The sequence below is a fragment of the Roseateles asaccharophilus genome, assembly GCF_004362405.1.
Classification (GTDB): Bacteria; Pseudomonadota; Gammaproteobacteria; order Burkholderiales; family Burkholderiaceae_C; genus Kinneretia; species Kinneretia asaccharophila.
Window position 1 is genome coordinate 242816 of the sequence record NZ_SNXE01000002.1, and the last position, 16786, is coordinate 259601.

Annotated in this window: 17 protein-coding genes and 1 tRNA gene; 9 read left to right on the forward strand and 9 right to left on the reverse strand. The window is 66.4% G+C overall.

Annotated features, from left to right (window positions below):
* Positions 1–21: 21 nt before the first annotated feature.
* The 3 genes from DFR39_RS05910 to DFR39_RS05920 are packed head-to-tail and all read right to left on the reverse strand — an operon-like array spanning position 22 to position 3388.
* On the reverse strand, positions 22–1260 hold the full coding sequence (locus DFR39_RS05910) for an SAM-dependent methyltransferase (protein ID WP_133602620.1): 1239 nt from the start codon (positions 1258–1260) through the stop codon (positions 22–24).
* On the reverse strand, positions 1257–2087 hold the full coding sequence (locus DFR39_RS05915) for a DUF1365 domain-containing protein (RefSeq protein ID WP_133602621.1): 831 nt from the start codon (positions 2085–2087) through the stop codon (positions 1257–1259). The genes DFR39_RS05910 and DFR39_RS05915 overlap by 4 nt, the downstream gene beginning before the upstream one ends.
* Positions 2084–3388, reverse strand: coding sequence for an NAD(P)/FAD-dependent oxidoreductase (locus DFR39_RS05920; protein WP_133602622.1), 1305 nt, complete (start codon positions 3386–3388; stop codon positions 2084–2086). The genes DFR39_RS05915 and DFR39_RS05920 overlap by 4 nt, the downstream gene beginning before the upstream one ends.
* Positions 3389–3498: 110 nt before the next feature.
* On the opposite strand from DFR39_RS05920, the gene DFR39_RS05925 reads away from it, so the two are divergent.
* Positions 3499–4137 carry a TetR/AcrR family transcriptional regulator gene (locus DFR39_RS05925; protein ID WP_133602623.1) on the forward strand — a complete coding sequence of 213 codons (639 nt, stop codon included), beginning with the start codon at positions 3499–3501 and terminating at the stop codon, positions 4135–4137.
* A gap of 51 nt (positions 4138–4188) precedes the next feature.
* On the opposite strand, the gene DFR39_RS05930 is transcribed toward DFR39_RS05925, so the two are convergent.
* Positions 4189–4425 carry a cold shock domain-containing protein gene (locus DFR39_RS05930; RefSeq protein WP_133602624.1) on the reverse strand — a complete coding sequence of 79 codons (237 nt, stop codon included), beginning with the start codon at positions 4423–4425 and terminating at the stop codon, positions 4189–4191.
* Positions 4426–4593: 168 nt separating this feature from the next.
* On the opposite strand from DFR39_RS05930, the gene clpS reads away from it, so the two are divergent.
* Complete coding sequence (clpS, locus tag DFR39_RS05935) at positions 4594–4962, forward strand: ATP-dependent Clp protease adapter ClpS (protein WP_133602625.1); 369 nt, start codon at positions 4594–4596, stop codon at positions 4960–4962.
* On the forward strand, positions 4959–7292 hold the full coding sequence (gene clpA, locus DFR39_RS05940; protein ID WP_133602626.1) for an ATP-dependent Clp protease ATP-binding subunit ClpA: 2334 nt from the start codon (positions 4959–4961) through the stop codon (positions 7290–7292). Before clpS ends, clpA begins: the two co-directional genes overlap by 4 nt.
* Before the next feature lie 64 nt (positions 7293–7356).
* On the opposite strand, the gene DFR39_RS05945 is transcribed toward clpA, so the two are convergent.
* The 5 genes from DFR39_RS05945 to DFR39_RS05965 all read right to left on the reverse strand — a co-directional run bounded on the left by DFR39_RS05945 (position 7357) and on the right by DFR39_RS05965 (position 10565).
* On the reverse strand, positions 7357–8145 hold the full coding sequence (locus DFR39_RS05945) for a M90 family metallopeptidase (RefSeq protein WP_133602627.1): 789 nt from the start codon (positions 8143–8145) through the stop codon (positions 7357–7359).
* Entirely contained in the window at positions 8145–8915 is a 771-nt protein-coding gene (locus DFR39_RS05950) for a UDP-2,3-diacylglucosamine diphosphatase (RefSeq protein ID WP_133602628.1), read from the reverse strand. Before DFR39_RS05950 ends, DFR39_RS05945 begins: the two co-directional genes overlap by 1 nt.
* Positions 8905–9408, reverse strand: a complete 504-nt coding sequence (locus DFR39_RS05955; RefSeq protein WP_133602629.1) for a peptidylprolyl isomerase — start codon at positions 9406–9408, stop codon at positions 8905–8907. Before DFR39_RS05955 ends, DFR39_RS05950 begins: the two co-directional genes overlap by 11 nt.
* Positions 9405–9971, reverse strand: coding sequence for a peptidylprolyl isomerase (locus DFR39_RS05960; RefSeq protein WP_133602630.1), 567 nt, complete (start codon positions 9969–9971; stop codon positions 9405–9407). The genes DFR39_RS05955 and DFR39_RS05960 overlap by 4 nt, the downstream gene beginning before the upstream one ends.
* A gap of 75 nt (positions 9972–10046) precedes the next feature.
* Positions 10047–10565 carry a tetratricopeptide repeat protein gene (locus DFR39_RS05965; protein ID WP_162849435.1) on the reverse strand — a complete coding sequence of 173 codons (519 nt, stop codon included), beginning with the start codon at positions 10563–10565 and terminating at the stop codon, positions 10047–10049.
* 196 nt (positions 10566–10761) lie between these two features.
* Here DFR39_RS05965 and cysS point away from each other — a divergent pair, with 196 nt between their 5' ends.
* The 6 genes from cysS (at position 10762) to DFR39_RS05995 (ending at position 16749) form a co-directional block, all read left to right on the forward strand.
* Positions 10762–12144, forward strand: coding sequence for a cysteine--tRNA ligase (gene cysS, locus DFR39_RS05970; protein WP_133602632.1), 1383 nt, complete (start codon positions 10762–10764; stop codon positions 12142–12144).
* 1 nt (position 12145) lies between these two features.
* Positions 12146–12796, forward strand: coding sequence for a DNA-3-methyladenine glycosylase family protein (locus DFR39_RS05975; protein WP_246030710.1), 651 nt, complete (start codon positions 12146–12148; stop codon positions 12794–12796).
* A 108-nt stretch (positions 12797–12904) separates the two neighbouring features.
* A complete protein-coding gene (locus DFR39_RS05980; RefSeq protein ID WP_133602633.1) occupies positions 12905–13876 on the forward strand; it encodes an acetyl-CoA carboxylase carboxyltransferase subunit alpha in 972 nt (323 codons plus the stop codon).
* A gap of 7 nt (positions 13877–13883) precedes the next feature.
* Positions 13884–15215: a tRNA lysidine(34) synthetase TilS gene (tilS, locus tag DFR39_RS05985; RefSeq protein WP_246030711.1), complete on the forward strand. Its 1332-nt coding sequence runs from the start codon at positions 13884–13886 to the stop codon at positions 15213–15215.
* Between the two features lie 105 nt (positions 15216–15320).
* Positions 15321–16595, forward strand: a complete 1275-nt coding sequence (locus DFR39_RS05990) for an aspartate kinase (RefSeq protein ID WP_133602635.1) — start codon at positions 15321–15323, stop codon at positions 16593–16595.
* A 61-nt stretch (positions 16596–16656) separates the two neighbouring features.
* Positions 16657–16749, forward strand: a tRNA-Ser gene (locus tag DFR39_RS05995).
* The last annotated feature ends 37 nt before the right edge of the window (positions 16750–16786 follow it).

The window sequence follows — 16786 nt, forward strand, 5'->3', positions numbered from 1 at the left end:
ATTGCCTCGTCTGCGGCGGCCTCAGGCCGCTTCCTGAGGTCGGCGCAGCGTGAACTGCACCACATCGGTATCACCCTGGGCGAAGCCAGCCTCGCAATAGGCCAGATAGAAGCGCCAGGTGCGCATGAAGCGGCGATCGAAGCCCTGTTCGCGCAGCACGGCCTCGCGCTCGTTGAATCGCACGTGCCAGCGCCTGAGGGTCTCGGCATAGTCGCGGCCGAAGGCCAGCTGGCGCTCCAGGACCAGGCCGTGACGCTGGGCCAGTTCCTCGAAGGCCGAGATGCTGGGCAGCAGCCCGCCGGGGAAGATGTACTGCTGAATGAAGTCGGTCGAGCGCACATAGCGCTCGAACAGCGCATCGCGGATCGTGATGGTCTGGATGCAGGCGCGCCCGCCGGGCTTGAGGCAATGCCACAGGGTGCGGAAGTAGCTGTCCCAGTACTCGCGGCCCACGGCTTCGAACATCTCGATGGAGACGATGGCGTCGTACTGACCGGCAGGCTGGGATTCGCTCAGCTCGCGGTAGTCCTGCAGGCGCAGATCGATCTGGGTTTCAAGACCCGCTTGGGCCACTCGCTGGCGGCCCCAGGCCAGCTGCTCGTGCGAGAGGGTGATGCCGGTGACCTGGGCACCCCGATCCTGTGCCGCCGCCATGGCCAAGCTGCCCCAGCCGCAGCCCAGCTCCAGCACGCGGCTGCCGGCCTGCACGCCCGCCTCGTCAAGCGCGCGGCGGATCTTGGCCTGCTGGGCCTGCTGCAAGTCAGCTTCGGGCCGGCCTTCGAACCAGGCGCTGGAGTAGCTCATGCTGGGGTCCAGCCACTCGGCGTAGAAGGCATTGCCCAGGTCGTAATGGGCGTGGATGTTGCGGGCGCTGCCGCTGCGCGTGTTGCGGTTCAGGGCGTGACGCAGCAGGTAGACCAGGCGCCCCCACCAGGCGCCGTAGACCACGCGCTCCAGGGCCTCGCGCTCGGCCAGCAGCAGCTTGAGCAGGGCGGCCAGATCTGGGCTGTCCCACAGGCCCTGGATATAGGCCTCGGCAAATCCGATGTCGCCGCTCTTCAGCGCCAGGGAAAAGACCCGCCAGTCGTGCAGATGCAGGCTGGCGTGCAAAGGTCCTTGCCCCAGGCTGAGCTGCTGGCCGTCGGGCAGCTTCAGGTCGAGCTGCCCGTGGCTCATGCCGGCGAGCAGGCTCAGCACGCGCCGGGCGGTGCCTGGCAGCGCCGAGGGGAGGGAGAGGGTGCTGGCAGTGGTGGTGTTCATCGGCTCAGGAAGTTTTCTGGGGCCGCGGGGCGGCGATGGAAGGGCACGCGCTTGAGCCACAAGCGCAGCGCGTGCCAGTGAATGCGCAGCACAACGCCCAGGGTGAGCAGGGGCATGCCGAAGAAGGCCCGCAGCACGCTGCCGGCCTTCAAGGTTTGCAGGGCGCCGCCCAGGCTGGTTTGCAGCAGCGCGCCCTGGGCATCGTCATGGTCGACACGGACCAGGGCGTGGCGCGGTGATCCCGTGTCGTCGTGCGCGAGATGGAAGCGGAAACGGTAGCGACCTTCCAGGGCGCAGAAGGGCGAGACATGCAGCAGCTTGGCCGCGCTCAGCTCAGCACCCAGGCGCAGGTCCGGGCCGCTGAGCAGGTAGCAGTGGCGGTCACCAAAGGTGTTGTTCACCTCGGCCAGCAGGGCCGCGGGCGAGCCGTCGGCCCGCATCGCCCACCAGAAGCTGACCGGCTTGAAGGTGTGGCCCAGAATGCGCGGATAGGTCTGCAGCCAGATCTCGCCATCGGCGTCGTGGATGTTCTCGCGGGCGAGCAGCTGCTCGAACCAGGCCAGCGCGTCGGGCCCGCCCTCGCCATGATCAAGGTCGTGAAAGCTGAGCAGGCCCCAGCGATTGCGCCGCAGCCAGGGCTCGGGTGCGCGCCGCAGGCTGCGAAGCGGCAGCATGAGGAAGTAGCTGTCATGCCGAAACTCGTGGCTCGCGGGGCGCAGCCGCTTGTGCCAGACCTGGCCGAAACCCAGCAGGGCGCGCTCGGACCGCCCAGCGGATGCGGGCGCTGAGGCGGCTGCTGCCGTCGCGGGCGGCGCGCTCGGATTCATGCCGCCAGTTCCTTGGCCCTGAGGCTTTGCAGCAGGGACTGGGCCGCATCCTGACCCGAGGCCAGGCCGTCCTCATGGAAGCCATAGCCGGCCCAGGCGCCGCAGAACCAGGTGTGGCGCTTGCCCTGGATGTGGGCCAGCTGCCCCTGGGCCTGGATCGCCGCCAGATCGAAGATGGGATGGGCGTACTCGAACTCGCGCAGCACCTTGGCACCATCGGGCTCGCGCAGGGGGTTGAGCGAGACGATGACGGGCTGGCTCCAGGGCAGCACCTGCAGGCGGTTGAGCAGATAGTGCAGGCAGACCGAGCCATCCTCGCGCGGGCCCTTGCCGCCGCTGCCGGGCGGCAGCGAGGACTCGTAGTTCCAGGCTGCCCAGGCCAGACGTCGGCGCGGCAGCAGCTCGGCATCGGTATGCAGCACGGCGCGGTTGGGCTGGTAGCGGATGGCGCCTAGCAGACGACGTTCCTCGGCCGTGGCATCGTCGCCCAGCAGACGCAGGGCCTGGTCGCTGTGGCAGGCCATCACCACCCGTGAGAAATGCTCCACGCCGCGACCGGTGAGTACGGTGGCGCCTGCGCCGTCGCGTCGCACGCCATGCACGGCCTGACCCAGCCGAACATCGCCCAGTCCGGCCACGATGCGCCGCACATACTCGCGCGAGCCGCCGCGCAGACTGCGCCACTGGGGGCGATCGTTGATGCTCAGCAGACCATGGTTGTGGCAGAAGCGGATCAGCGTGGCGATGGGGAACTGCAGCATCTGGCCCGTGGGGCAGGACCAGATGCAGGCGACCATGGGCAGCAGATAGCCCTCGCGAAAGCGCGTGCCGAACCCGTTACGGTCCAGAAAGTGCTCCACGGACTCGGACAAGGCGGCCTCTTCACCGCGCTGGGCCAGCTCGGTGCACAGCCGGTTGAAGCGAAGAATCTCGCTGAGCATGCGCCAGAAGCCGGGGCGCAGCAGATTGCTGCGCTGGGCGAAGACGCTGTTGAGATCGCTGCCGCACCACTCCAGACCGGGGGCCTGGACCGAGAAGGACATGTCGGCATCGGAGGGCTCCACGCCCAGCTCCTTGAAGAGTTGGATCAGGCGCGGGTAGGTGCGGTCATTGAAGACCAGAAAGCCCGTGTCCACGCCGTGGGTGATGCCCTCGAGTTCGATGTCGACGGTATGGGCGTGGCCGCCTGGGCGCCCCTCGGCCTCGAACAGGCTGACCGAGCCGGGGCCCAGGGCCTGACTCAGGCTGCGGGCGGCGGCCAGGCCGGTGATGCCCGAGCCGATGACGGCAATGCGTTCCACGTGCTGACTCCTAATGAACTGCTTTGTTTGTGCAAATACTAGTCAGTTCACAATTGATCAGTCAAGTACAAAGTTTGAACTTTGACGTCTGGATTGCTAGAATCTGGTGCATGACTCGCCTCTCCTTTAAAGAACAGGTCCATCGTGTCCGCGAGGACGCCATCGTCGGCGCCGTGAATCGTCTGCTGGCCGCCAAGGGCTATGAGCTGATGACGGTGGATGAAGTGGCGGCCGAGGCCGGTCTGTCCAAGGCCAGTCTATACAAGCACTTCACGTCCAAGGAGGAGTTGGCGGCGGCGGCCATGGTTCGTGCGCTAGATAGAGCCCTGCATCAGGTGCAGGAGCAGGCGCGCCGCGTGCCCGAGCCGGGCCCCTTGGCCCAGTTGCAGGACCTGGTGCGCTGGACCTTGCGCACCCAGCTGGAGGGGGAAATGCCCAGCCTGCCGGCGCAGAACTCGCGGCTGGTGGCAGCGCTCAAGGAGCACAAGGACTATATGAACCGGCTGCTGGAACTCAGCGACCGGATGGGGGAGTGGATCCTGGCGGCTCAGGCCAGCGCGGAGATCGATCCCGAACTGCCGCCTGAGTTGGCGCTGTACACGCTCTTTGCTCGAGCCTGCGATCCCGTGGTGGGGCTACTCAAGGCCGGAGGCCAGCACAGCGACGAGCAGATCGTGGAGTGGGTGACGGCCACAACGTTCCGCGGCCTGGCGGGGGCGCCAGCACCTGCAAAGCGAAAGACCCGCTGAGGGCGGGTCTTGAAGGGGCGCGCGCCTGCTGGCGCGACTTGCCAGACAGGCTCAGGCGGCGCTGCGCTCCAGCACGATGCTGTCTTCGATCGGGGTGATGTTCTGCGCCAGCTGGCCCTTGGGGCCCTGGACCAGATCAAAACTCACGCGGCCGCCTTGGCGAAGCGTGCGAAAACCCTCCATCTGGATGGCCGAGAAATGTGCGAACACGTCTTCCCCGCCCATTTCTGGTTCAATAAAGCCGAAGCCCTTGGCATCGTTGAACCATTTCACTGTACCCACAGCCATAGCCGTCTCCGTCCCGGTGTTTTTTACTCCGGCGTGGATTCTCAAATCCGGCTGTCGGCACTGTCAATTCAGGGGCTCCCCGGAGAGTAGTAGTACGGGGGTGCGGCGACTCGGGCCTTCTGGCGCTCTTGCAGTCCCGCCCCGGCACCCCATCTATAGAATCGAAACATGCCTGATTTCCCCGAACAGCCGCCGTCCAAGCCCCCAGAGACTCCGCCCGCCCAGCCGGCGCGCGAGGGTGGGGACGGCACGACCGTTCTGGAGCGGGTGCCGCAGAAGACGGAACCCCCTCGCCTGTACCAGGTGCTGATGCTTAACGACGATTTCACCCCGATGGAATTCGTCGTGATGGTGCTCCAAGAATATTTTCGACATGACCTGGATACAGCTACCCAAATCATGCTGAAAATCCATCACGAGGGTCGAGGCGTCTGCGGTGTCTTCACCAAGGATGTAGCGGCCACCAAGGTCGAACTGGTGTTGGCGGCCGCGCGGCGAGCCGGGCACCCCCTGCAGTGCATTATGGAGGCCGCATGATCGCGCAAGAGCTTGAAGTCAGCCTGCACATGGCGTTTGTCGAGGCGCGCCAGCAGCGCCACGAATTCATCACCGTGGAGCACCTGCTGATGGCGCTGCTGGACAACCCCTCGGCGGCCGAGGTGTTGAGGGCCTGCTCCGCCAATATCGACGATCTGCGCAAGAGCCTGGCGCAGTTCATCAAGGAAAACACGCCCACGGTGGGCGGCACCGAAGAGGTGGATACCCAGCCCACTCTGGGTTTCCAGCGCGTGATCCAGCGCGCCATCATGCATGTGCAGTCCACCGGCTCGGGCAAGAAGGAAGTGACCGGCGCGAACGTGCTGGTCGCCATCTTCGGCGAGAAGGACTCGCACGCCGTCTACTACCTGCATCAGCAGGGTGTGACGCGCCTGGACGTGGTGAACTACATCGCCCACGGCATCAAGAAGAGCGAGCCGCCCGAACCCCAGGGCTCCGGCAAGGGCCAGGAAGGCAATGGTGGCAACGAGGCCGAGCGTGAAGAGGGCGAGGGCCAGGGCGGCGGCAAGGGTTCGCCCCTGGAGCAGTTCACCCAGAACCTCAACCAGCAGGCCAAGGACGGCAAGATCGATCCCCTGATCGGTCGCGAGGGCGAGGTGGAGCGCGTGGTGCAGGTGCTGTGCCGCCGCCGCAAGAACAACCCGCTGCTGGTGGGTGAGGCCGGTGTGGGCAAGACCGCCATCGCCGAGGGCCTGGCTTGGCGCATCACCGAGGGTCAGGTGCCCGATGTGCTGGCCGACAGCGTGGTGTATTCCCTGGACATGGGCGCGCTGCTGGCGGGCACCAAGTACCGTGGCGACTTCGAGCAGCGCCTCAAGGCCGTGCTCAAGCAGCTCAAGGAGCAGCCGCACGCGATTCTCTTCATCGACGAGATCCACACCCTGATCGGCGCCGGTGCGGCCTCGGGCGGCACGCTGGATGCGAGCAATCTGCTCAAGCCCGCGCTGAGTTCGGGCGCGATGAAGTGCATCGGTGCCACCACCTTCAGCGAGTACCGCGGCATCTTCGAGAAGGATGCAGCCCTGTCCCGTCGCTTCCAGAAGGTGGATGTGGTGGAACCCTCCGTCGAGCAGACGGTGGAGATCCTCAAGGGCCTGAAGTCTCGCTTCGAGGAGCACCACAGCGTCAAGTACGCCCTGGGCGCCCTGCAGGCCGCAGCCGAGCTCTCGGCCAAGTACATCAATGACCGCCATCTGCCGGACAAGGCCATCGACGTGATCGACGAGGCTGGTGCCGCACAGCGCATCCTGCCCAAGAGCAAGCAGAAGAAGACCATCACGCGCAACGAGGTCGAGGACATCGTGGCCAAGATCGCGCGCATCCCGCCGGCCAGCGTCTCCAGCGACGACCGCGGCAAGCTCAAGAGCCTGGACCGCGATCTCAAGAGCGTGGTCTTTGGTCAGGATCCGGCCATTGATGCCCTGGCCGCTGCCATCAAGATGGCGCGCTCGGGCCTGGGCAAGCCGGACAAGCCCATCGGCAGCTTCCTCTTCAGCGGCCCCACCGGTGTGGGCAAGACCGAGGTGGCCAAGCAACTGGCCTATATCCTGGGCATCGAGCTGATCCGCTTCGACATGTCGGAGTACATGGAGCGCCATGCGGTGAGCCGCCTGATTGGCGCGCCCCCGGGCTATGTGGGCTTTGACCAGGGCGGTCTGCTGACCGAGGCCGTGACCAAGAAGCCGCATTCGGTGCTGCTGCTCGACGAGATCGAGAAGGCCCATCCGGATGTCTTCAATGTGCTGCTGCAGGTCATGGACCATGGCGCGCTGACCGACAACAACGGGCGCAAGGCCGACTTCCGCAACGTGATCATCATCATGACCACGAACGCGGGTGCCGAGACCATGAACAAGAGCACCATCGGCTTCACCAACAAGCGCGAGCAGGGTGACGAGATGGGCGACATCAAGCGCCTGTTCACGCCCGAGTTCCGCAACCGCCTGGACGCCATCGTGTCCTTCCGCGCGCTGGACGAGGAGATCATCCTGCGTGTGGTCGACAAGTTCCTGCTGCAACTGGAAAGCCAGCTGGCGGAGAAGAAGGTGGAGGTTTCCTTCACCGACGCGCTGCGCAAGCACTTGGCCAAGAAGGGCTTCGACCCGCTGATGGGCGCACGCCCCATGCAGCGCCTGATCCAGGACACCATCCGCCGCGCCCTGGCGGACGAACTGCTCTTCGGCCGCCTGGTCGACGGTGGCCGCCTGACGGTGGACGTGGACGAGGCCGGCGAGGTGCAGCTGGACATCCAGCCCGCCCCGGGCAAGAAGGACAACAAGCCCAAGGCGGAGCCGGCGACGGCAGGCTGACCGACGTCGCGGGCGCGAGCCGACAAAAAGAAGAGGCCCCGCGGGGCCTCTTTGTGTTATTGCTTCAGTCCTGAGCCGGGTCCTGCCGGAAGAACTCGGCCAGCAGCGCGTAGAGCGGGGGCTGTTCCAGGCGTAGCTCGGCCGGTGCCACGAAGAAGGCCTCCACCGCCACTGCGAAGAACTCCTCCAGGGCCTCGGCGCCGTAGGGATCGATCAGGGTGGCATAGCCCGCATCCACCTGGTCGCAGAACCAGGCCCACTCATCCTCCAGCAACGCCAGCCAGCGCTCGCGGGCGGCGAGATTGGGCAGCAGGGGCACGCCGTCGGCCGCACCATCGGCCATGTCCAGCACATGGGCGAACTCGTGGATCACCACGTTGTAGATGCTGTCCAGTCCCTGCGTGGGATCCACACCCGCCTGCATGGGGCCCCAGGCCAGCATCAGGGGACCGCCTTCCATGGCCTCACCGGCGAGCTGCTCCTCGTAGTGATGCACTACGCCATCTTCGTCCATGAACTCGCGCTGGGCCAGCACCTCGTCGGCATGCATCACGATGCCCACAAAGCCGGCGTAGGCGGCCAGGCCCAGGCGCAGTACCGGCAGGCAGGCCTGGGCGGCCACGGCCAGGGCCACCTCGTCCGTGACCTCGAAACCGCCCACGCCATGGAACTCCTTCTCGGCCAGGAAGAGCGAGCACAGGCGGCGCAGCTCGGCCAGATCGGCGGCGCTGCGCCGGGCAATGAAGGGGTAGCGGGCCAGCGTCAGCTGCCACAGCGGCTCGGGAATGGCGCGCTCGCGCAAGGCCTTGGCCTCGCGCTGGCGTTGCCAGGCTTGCAGCAGGCGGCCCAGCATCAGTCGGGCTGCCCAGCAGCGGCCAGGACCAGGCGCCTCAGGCCCTGGGCGTCCAGCCGAATCACGTCGGCGCGAGGCTGCCCATGGTCCAGCTCCCAGTCGGACAGCACCCAGCGCTGCAGCCCGTCACCGAGCTCATGCACCGCCGGCCGGTGGGTGTGGCCATGCAGCAAGACCTGGCACCGGTGGTGCTGCAGGGCATCGCGAGCGGCGTCGGGGGCCACATCGGCCCAGTCCTCTTGCGCCATCTCGCGCTGGGCGGCCTGGCTGGCGTCACGCAGGCCGCGCGCGATGGCGCGGCGCTCCGCCAGGGGCTTGGCCAGAAAGTCCTGCTGCCAGGCGGCACTGCGCACCTGGGCGCGAAAGCGCTGGTAGCCGGTGTCGGCCAGGCACAGGGCGTCGCCATGGCTGAGCAGCAGGCGGTGGCCAAAGGCTTCAAGCACGCAGGGGTCGGGCAGCAGGGTCAGGCCGGCGTCCCGCGCCATGGCGGGACCCAGCAGGAAGTCGCGGTTGCCGGCCATGAAGAACAGCGGTTTCCCGACCGACTTCAGCAAGGTCAGGCACTCAGCCTCGAAGGCATCGAAGCGGGCATCGTCGCCGATCCAGACTTCGAAGATATCGCCCAGCAGGAAGAAGGCATCTGCCGGGCTCTGGCGCAAGTGCTGGCGCAGCGCGTCCAGCGTCGCCGGCAGCTCCGGCGCCAGATGGAGGTCGGAGAGGAAGTCAATGGCGCGCCAGGACGGCGGCGCCTTCAGTTCCTCAGACTTCAACCGCCTTCTCGATCACGACGTCGTCCAGCGGCACGTCGTCATGGAAGCCCTTGCGGCCGGTCTTGACCTTCTCGATCGCGTCCACCACCTCGGTGCCGGCCACGACCTTGCCGAACACGGCATAACCCCAGCCCGAGGGGCTTTCGCTCTTGAAGTTCAGGAAGCCGTTGTCCACGGTGTTGATGAAGAACTGGGCCGAGGCGGAGTGGGGCGCATTGGTGCGCGCCATGGCCAGGGTGTACTTGTCGTTCTTCAGGCCGTTGTTGGCCTCGTTCTGGATGGGGGCGTCGGTGGGCTTCTGGTTCATGCCCGCTTCGAAGCCGCCGCCCTGGACCATGAAGCCCTTGATCACGCGATGGAACACGGTGCCGTTGTAGTGGCCCTTGCGCACATAGGCGAGGAAGTTCTCCACAGTCACGGGGGCCTTCGCCGCGTCGAGTTCGACACGGATCAGGCCGTGGTTGGTATGCAGTTCAACAGTCTTGGTCGTCATTTCTTGGGCTCCACGATGGCCTTGTTGATGGTCACGGGTTCCAGCGGGATGTTCTGATGCATCCCGGCGTTGCCCGTGGGCTTGTTACGGATCTTGTCGACCACCTCCATGCCCTCGACCACACGGCCGAAGACGGCGTAGCCGCGGCCATCGCGCGCATTGGCGGCGTCCAGGAAGGGGTTGTCGACCACATTGATGAAGAACTGGGCGGTGGCCGAGTTGGGGTCGCCGGTGCGCGCCATGGCGATGCTGCCGCGCACATTGTTCAGGCCGTTGCCCGCCTCCAGCGGAATGGGCGCGCGGGTGGGCTTTTGCTCCATCTTGGGCGTGAAGCCGCCGCCCTGGATCATGAAGTTCTCGATCACGCGGTGGAAGATGGTGCCGTTGTAGTGGCCGGCCTTCACGTACTTGATGAAGTTGTCCACGCTCTTGGGAGCCTTCTCGGCATCCAGCTCGATGCGGATGTCGCCCTCGCTGGTGCTGAGCTTCACGGTCTGGGCCAGGGCGGGAGCCGCGGCCAGGGACAGGACGAGGGCGAGGGCGAGACTGGTCAGGTTTCTCATGGGCACTTGAACGGATACAGGGCGGGATGAGCGGCCAGACGGCGCCTTGGGCGCCGCTGGCTGCGGGATTGTCGCTCAGCGGCGTGAGTTGGGCTGGCCCCGGGCAATCAGTTCCTGGGTGCTGCGCAGCTTGAGCTGCAGCGCCGCGGTGTCACCGCTGGACTGCTTCAGGGCCAGTCCATAGGCCCGGGCCGCCAAGCGCAGCAGCACATCCCCCAGGTTTTCCTGGGCCTGGGCATGTTCCGGCTGCAGGCGCACCGCCTGCTCCAGCGCGCGCTGGGCGGCCTCGAGCTCACCCCGGGCGGCATGGATCACCGCCAGATTGTTGAAGGGGTCAGCGAGGTCTGGGAAGTCCTGGGTCAGGCTGCGAAGGCCGGCCTCGGCGGCTTGTGTCTGTCCCAGCTCCATCTGCATGACCGCCAAGCTGAAACGCAGGCGGGCATCGTTGAGGTTTTGGCGCAGGGCTTGTTCCAGGCGCTTAACCGCATCGCTGCGCTTGCCCTGCAACCACAGGGCTTGTGCCTGGTCCAGATCGCTGGCGCTGGCCGGGGCGGTGAGCGCGGCTGCGAGCAGCAGGGGGAGGAGTCGGGGCATTGACATAGGGCGGTTGGGGCGGGCGCGGTGGCGCAGGGGGAGCCGGTATACTGGCGGGCTGATTCTACGGGGCCGCAGCCCGGCCTACCTGCCTGCCCGTATCCACTGCCCGACCGGGCCCGCATGCTGTGCCCTCGGGCCCGTCTGCGGGTTCAGCCGCCTGACCCGGCGGGGCAGAAGCTGGCATCATCACCTCATGTCCTCCACCCTGCGCATCTACAACACGCTGACCCGAGCGGTCGAGCCTTTTGCCCCCATCGAGCCTGGCCATGTCCGCATGTATGTCTGCGGCATGACGATCTACGACCTGTGCCATGTGGGGCATGCGCGGATGATGATGGCCTTCGACGTGGTGCAGCGCTGGCTCAAGGCCTCGGGCTACCGCGTCACCTATGTCCGCAATATCACGGACATCGACGACAAGATCATCAAGCGTGCCGTGGAGCGCGGTATCAGTATCCGTGAGCTCACCGACGAGATGATCGCCGCCATGCACCGCGACATCGGCGCCCTGGGCGTGGAGCGCCCCACGCACGAGCCGCGCGCCACCGAGTACGTGCCCCAGATGCTGCAGATGATCGGCACGCTGGAAGGCAAGGGCCTGGCCTACCGCGCCAGCAATGGCGATGTGAACTACGCGGTGCGCAAGTTCCCCGGCTACGGCAAGCTCTCCGGCAAGTCGCTGGACGATCTGCGCGCCGGCGAGCGCGTGGCCGTGGACGACGGTAAGCTCGATCCCCTGGACTTCGTGCTCTGGAAGGCAGCCAAGCCTAGCGAGCCCGAGGACGCCAAGTACGCCAGCGAATTCGGCCCCGGCCGGCCGGGCTGGCATATCGAGTGCTCGGCCATGAGTTGCGCCCTGCTGGGCGAGCGCTTCGACATCCATGGCGGCGGCATGGATCTGCAGTTCCCGCACCATGAGAACGAGATCGCGCAGAGCGAAGGCGCGCTGGGCCAGCCCTTTGTCAACTTCTGGGTGCACAACGGCTTCCTGAACGTCGACAACGAGAAGATGTCCAAGAGCCTGGGCAATTTCTTCACCATCCAGGATGTGCTGAAGAAGTTTGACGGCGAGACCCTTCGCTACTTTATGCTGCGCACGCATTACCGCAGCCCCTTCAATTTCAGCGACGCCCATCTGGAGGACGCCCGTGGCGCCCTGCGCCGTCTCTACACCGCGCTGGACGCGGTGGGCGAAGTGGAGGTGGGTGACATCGACTGGGCCCATCCCCAGGCCGCGGCATTCAAGGCCGCGATGGACGACGACTTCAATGTGCCGGCCGCTCTGGCCTCGCTCTTTGAGCTGGCCAGCGAGATCAACCGCAGCCGCTCCCTGGTCGAGGCCCGCCTGCTCAAGAGCCTGGGCGCCTGCCTGGGTGTCCTGCAGCTGGCGCCGCGTCAGTACCTGCAGGGGGGCAGCGGGGCGGATGAGGACAGCATCCAGGTCCGTATCGAGGCGCGCGCCGCGGCCAAGGCTGCGCGCGACTTTGCCGAGGCCGACCGCATCCGCCAGGAACTGCTGGCCGAGGGCATCGTGCTGAAGGATACGGCGCAGGGCACGACCTGGGTGAAGGCCTGAGGTGGGACGCGCTGCAGCGGGGGTGACCCCGGACTACTGGGACGAGGCTTGCCGCCATCTGGCCAAGCGCGACCGCGTCATGAAGAAGCTGATCCCCCAGTTCGGCGAGGCTCGGCTGCAGGCACGTGGCGATGCCTTCACCACCCTGGCGCGCTCCATCGTGGGTCAGCAGATTTCGGTCAAGTCTGCCCAATCGATCTGGGCGAAGTTCGTGGCCCTGCTGCCTGGCCCGTCCACCCGGGTTCAGCCCGCGGCCCTGCTGGCCTGTGCGCCCGAGGCCTTGCGTGCCGTGGGGCTGCCGCTGCGCAAGGTGGACTACCTGCGTGACTTGGCACAGCACTTCGAAGATGGGCAGGTTCATGTGCGCCAATGGACGCAGATGGACGACGAAGCCATCATTGACGAGCTGGTTGCCATCCGCGGCATCGGTCGCTGGACGGCCGAGATGTTCCTGATCTTCCATCTGATGCGACCCAATGTGCTGCCGCTGGATGATGTGGGCCTGATCAAGGGCATCAGCGATCAGTATTTCTCCGGCGAGCCGGTTTCGCGGGCCGAGGCCCGGGAGCTGGGCGAGGCCTGGGCCCCCTATCGCTCGGTAGCCACGTGGTACATTTGGCGCAGCCTCGATCCGCTGCCCGTGGAGTATTAGCCTATCCCTACCGGCTGCGCCGGCCTCCTACAAGGGGGCGGGCTTGCAGGACCGGCGGAGCCGGACCCCCCGGGCCCCGCGCGGTAAGACCCTCTGTCAGGACGACTGATGAGCAAGAAACATTTCCTCGAATTCGAGCAGCCCATTGCCGAGCTCGAAACCAAGATCGAAGAGCTGCGCTATGTGCAGAGCGAGTCGGCCGTGGACATCTCGGAAGAGATCGACCGCCTCTCCAAGAAGAGCCAGCAGCTCACCAAGGACATCTACGCCAATGTGGCGCCCTGGCAGGTCTATCAGATCGCCCGCCACCCGCAGCGCCCGCAGACCCTGGACTACTGCGCCGAGGTCTTCACCGAGTTCCAGGAACTGCACGGTGACCGCCATTACGCCGATGACGCCGCCATCGTCGGCGGTCTGGCCCGTTTCAACGGCCAGGCTTGCATGGTGATCGGCCATCAGCGCGGTGCCGATGCCAAGGAGCGCACCCTGCGCAACTTCGGCATGCCGCGCCCCGAGGGCTATCGCAAGGCCCTGCGCCTGCTGAAGCTGGCCGAGAAGTTCGGACTGCCGGTCTTTACCTTCATCGACACCATGGGTGCCTATCCCGGCATCGGTGCCGAGGAGCGCGGCCAGTCCGAGGCCATCGGCCGCAATATCTTCGAGATGGCTCAGCTGGAAGTGCCCATCATCGCCACCGTCATCGGCGAGGGCGGCTCCGGCGGTGCCCTGGCCATCGGCGTGGCCGACCAGGTGCTGATGCTGCAGTTCTCGGCCTACTCGGTGATCTCGCCGGAAGGCTGCGCCTCCATCCTGTGGAAGACCAGCGAGCGCGCCGCCGAGGCCGCCGAGGCACTGGGCATCACCGCCCACCGCCTCAAGGCCATGGGCCTGGTGGACAAGATCGTCAACGAGCCGGTGGGCGGCGCCCACCGTGACCAGAAGGCCATGGCCTCCTATCTGAAGCGTGCGCTCAATGATGCGCTGCGTCAGGTCAGCGATCTCAAGCCCAAGGAACTGCTGGAGCGCCGCTACGAGCGCCTGCAGGCCTATGGCCGTTTCTCGGACACCAAGAGCCGCTGACACGCCGGTGTTGCCCGACGCGTCGGCGCCTCATGCCGGCGTCTTTGCCGTCGCCTACAGCGGCGGCCGCGATTCCACCGCCCTGCTGCACCTGAGCGCACGTCAGGCCCAAGCCCTGGGCCTGCGTGTGCTGGCCCTGCATGTGCACCATGGCCTGAGCGCCAATGCCGATGCCTGGCTGGCGCATTGCGAGTCGCAGTGCCAGACCTGGGCCGCCCAGGGCCTGCCGCTGAGCTTTCATTTCCGTCGTCTTGACGGGGCGCCTGCCGCCGGCCAGAGCATCGAGGCCTGGGCCCGCGAGGGGCGCTATCGCGCGCTGAGCGAGATGGCCGTGCAGGGCGGAGCCCTTCTGCTTCTGCTGGCCCAGCATCGCCGCGACCAGGCCGAAACCTGGCTGCTGCAGGCCCTGCGCGGCGCGGGCGCGGCGGGCCTGGCGGCCATGCCGGCCCATCAGACACGCGAGCAAGGCCTGGTCTGGGCTCGACCCTGGCTGGACCAACCGCGCGAGGCCGTCGAAGCCTATCTGGCCGAGCAGGGCCTGAGCTTCATCGACGATGACAGCAATACCGATGCGCGCTACGCTCGCAACCGCCTGCGTCTGCAGGTCTGGCCCCAGCTGAGTGCCGCGTTTCCCGGAGCCGAGGCGGCGTTGAGCCAGTCCGCCCAGTGGGCCCAGCAGGCGCTGGAACTGCAGCGCGAGCTGGCGGCGCAAGACCTGCCCCCGTTGTGCTCGGACCAGGGCCTGGATGTGGCGGTGCTGCTCGGGCTTTCACCCGCGCGAGCCAGCAATGCCCTGCGGGCCTGGTTGCAGCAGACCCTGGGTCAGGCCGCACCTGCCAGCCTGGTGCAACGCCTGCTGAGCGAGCTGCCTGGGCGTCGCGTCGGCACCTGGCCTTGCGGAGCGGGCGAGCTGCGGCTTTACCGGGGCAGGCTGAGCCTTGGGGCTGCAGCCGCGCACGATCTCCCGGCCGAGTACGGCCCGCTGGACCTCAGCCGGCCCGGCTTTCATGCCCTACCGCAGGCTGGTGGTGGATGGTGGGTGGAACCGGCCGGGGAGGGCGGGGCCGCCTTGCCCGCCTCGCTGCTGCAGTCCGTGCATGCACGGCCGCGGCAGGGCGGCGAGCAGTTCCAGTCGCAGCCGCGCGGCCTGCCCCGCAGCCTCAAGAAATGCTTTCAGGCGGCGGCCGTGCCGGCCTGGCAGCGCGGCGGACCGCTGCTCTTCGCGGGCGATCGCCTGCTCTGGGTGCCGGGGCTGGGGGCGGATGCGCGCGCCTGGGCCGAAGCCGGCACGCCGGGGCTGAAACTGCGCTGGCAGGCCGATTCTGTGCCCGCTCTGTAACGTCCATGTCAGTTTTGCTGCAGCGCGGCAGCTAGAATCTTGGGCTGCGAAAAGCGGCGCAAACTGCCCGATTCCGGGCCCCGACTCCCGCGTTGAAGATTCCCCATGGCCTTGATAGTTCACAAGTACGGCGGCACCTCGATGGGATCGACCGACCGTATCCGCAACGTCGCCAAGCGTGTCGCCAAATGGGCGCGTGCCGGGCATCAGATGGTGGTCGTGCCCTCGGCCATGAGCGGCGAGACCAACCGCCTGCTGGGCCTGGCCAAAGAGCTGTCGCCGGCCGGCGCGAGCACGCCCGAGCTGATGCGCGAACTCGACATGATCGCCGCCACCGGCGAGCAGGTCTCGGTGGGCCTGCTGGCCATCGCGCTGCAGGCCGAGGGTCTGGAGGCCGTCAGCTACACCGGCTGGCAGGTGCCGGTGCAGACTGACTCTTCCCACACCAAGGCCCGGATTGAAAGCATCGACGATGCCCGCGTGCGCGCCGATCTGGCCGCCGGCAAGGTCGTCGTGATCGCCGGCTTTCAGGGTGTCGATGAGGAGCAGAACATCACCACGCTGGGCCGTGGCGGCTCCGACACCTCGGCCGTGGCCATCGCCGCGGCGATGAAGGCCGACGAGTGCCTGATCTACACCGATGTGGATGGCGTCTACACCACGGACCCGCGCATCGTGCCCGAGGCACGCCGCCTGCACACCATCAGCTTCGAAGAGATGCTGGAGATGGCCTCGCTGGGCTCCAAGATCCTGCAGATCCGCTCGGTGGAGTTCGCGGGCAAGTACCGCGTGCCACTGCGCGTGCTGTCCAGCTTCACGCCCTGGGACATCGATATCAACGAGGAAGCCAAGTCCGGCACCCTGATCAGTTTTGAAGAGGACGAAAAAATGGAACAAGCCGTCGTGTCGGGCATCGCCTTCAACCGTGACGAAGCCAAGGTGACCCTGCTGGGCGTGCCGGACAAGCCGGGCATCGCGTTCCAGATTCTGGGCCCGGTGGCCGATGCCAATATCGATGTGGACGTGATCATCCAGAACGTCTCGCAGGACGGCAAGACCGACTTCAGCTTCACCGTGCATCGCAATGACTATGCTCGCGCCATTGAGCTGCTGGAGAAGACCGTGGGCCCGGCCGTGCAGGCCGCCAAGGTGCTGGGCGACCAGCGCATCTGCAAGGTGTCCATCGTGGGCATCGGCATGCGCTCCCACGTGGGCGTGGCCTCCAAGATGTTCCGCGCGCTGAGCGAAGAGGGCATCAATATCCAGATGATCTCCACCAGCGAGATCAAGACCTCGGTCGTGATCGACGAGAAGTACATGGAGCTGGCCGTGCGCGCCCTGCACAAGGCTTTCGATCTGGACCAGGATCAGGCCGCCTGAAAAAACTCAGCGAATTTTGCTTGGGGCCTCAAAATCTTGATATAGAATGCGAGGCTCTGCTGGAGACGTGACCGAGTGGCCGAAGGTGCTCCCCTGCTAAGGGAGTATGTGGGCAAAACCTGCATCGAGGGTTCGAATCCCTCCGTCTCCGCCAGCAAAACATGAGAACGCCGCGCAATGAAAATTGCGCG

Bases quoted from the DNA above. Each gene is read 5' to 3' on its own strand.
- DFR39_RS05915 (WP_133602621.1), bottom strand. From the start codon at position 2,087: ATGAATCCGAGCGCGCCGCCCGCGACGGCAGCAGCCGCCTCAGCGCCC.
- DFR39_RS05930 (WP_133602624.1), bottom strand. From the start codon at position 4,425: ATGGCTGTGGGTACAGTGAAATGGTTCAACGATGCCAAGGGCTTCGGC.
- clpS (WP_133602625.1), top strand. From the start codon at position 4,594: ATGCCTGATTTCCCCGAACAGCCGCCGTCCAAGCCCCCAGAGACTCCG.
- DFR39_RS05955 (WP_133602629.1), bottom strand. From the start codon at position 9,408: ATGACGACCAAGACTGTTGAACTGCATACCAACCACGGCCTGATCCGT.
- cysS (WP_133602632.1), top strand. From the start codon at position 10,762: ATGTCCTCCACCCTGCGCATCTACAACACGCTGACCCGAGCGGTCGAG.
- DFR39_RS05960 (WP_133602630.1), bottom strand. From the start codon at position 9,971: ATGAGAAACCTGACCAGTCTCGCCCTCGCCCTCGTCCTGTCCCTGGCC.
- DFR39_RS05945 (WP_133602627.1), bottom strand. From the start codon at position 8,145: ATGCTGGGCCGCCTGCTGCAAGCCTGGCAACGCCAGCGCGAGGCCAAG.
- clpA (WP_133602626.1), top strand. From the start codon at position 4,959: ATGATCGCGCAAGAGCTTGAAGTCAGCCTGCACATGGCGTTTGTCGAG.
- DFR39_RS05925 (WP_133602623.1), top strand. From the start codon at position 3,499: ATGACTCGCCTCTCCTTTAAAGAACAGGTCCATCGTGTCCGCGAGGAC.
- DFR39_RS05990 (WP_133602635.1), top strand. From the start codon at position 15,321: ATGGCCTTGATAGTTCACAAGTACGGCGGCACCTCGATGGGATCGACC.
- DFR39_RS05910 (WP_133602620.1), bottom strand. From the start codon at position 1,260: ATGAACACCACCACTGCCAGCACCCTCTCCCTCCCCTCGGCGCTGCCA.
- DFR39_RS05965 (WP_162849435.1), bottom strand. From the start codon at position 10,565: ATGCCCCGACTCCTCCCCCTGCTGCTCGCAGCCGCGCTCACCGCCCCG.
- DFR39_RS05980 (WP_133602633.1), top strand. From the start codon at position 12,905: ATGAGCAAGAAACATTTCCTCGAATTCGAGCAGCCCATTGCCGAGCTC.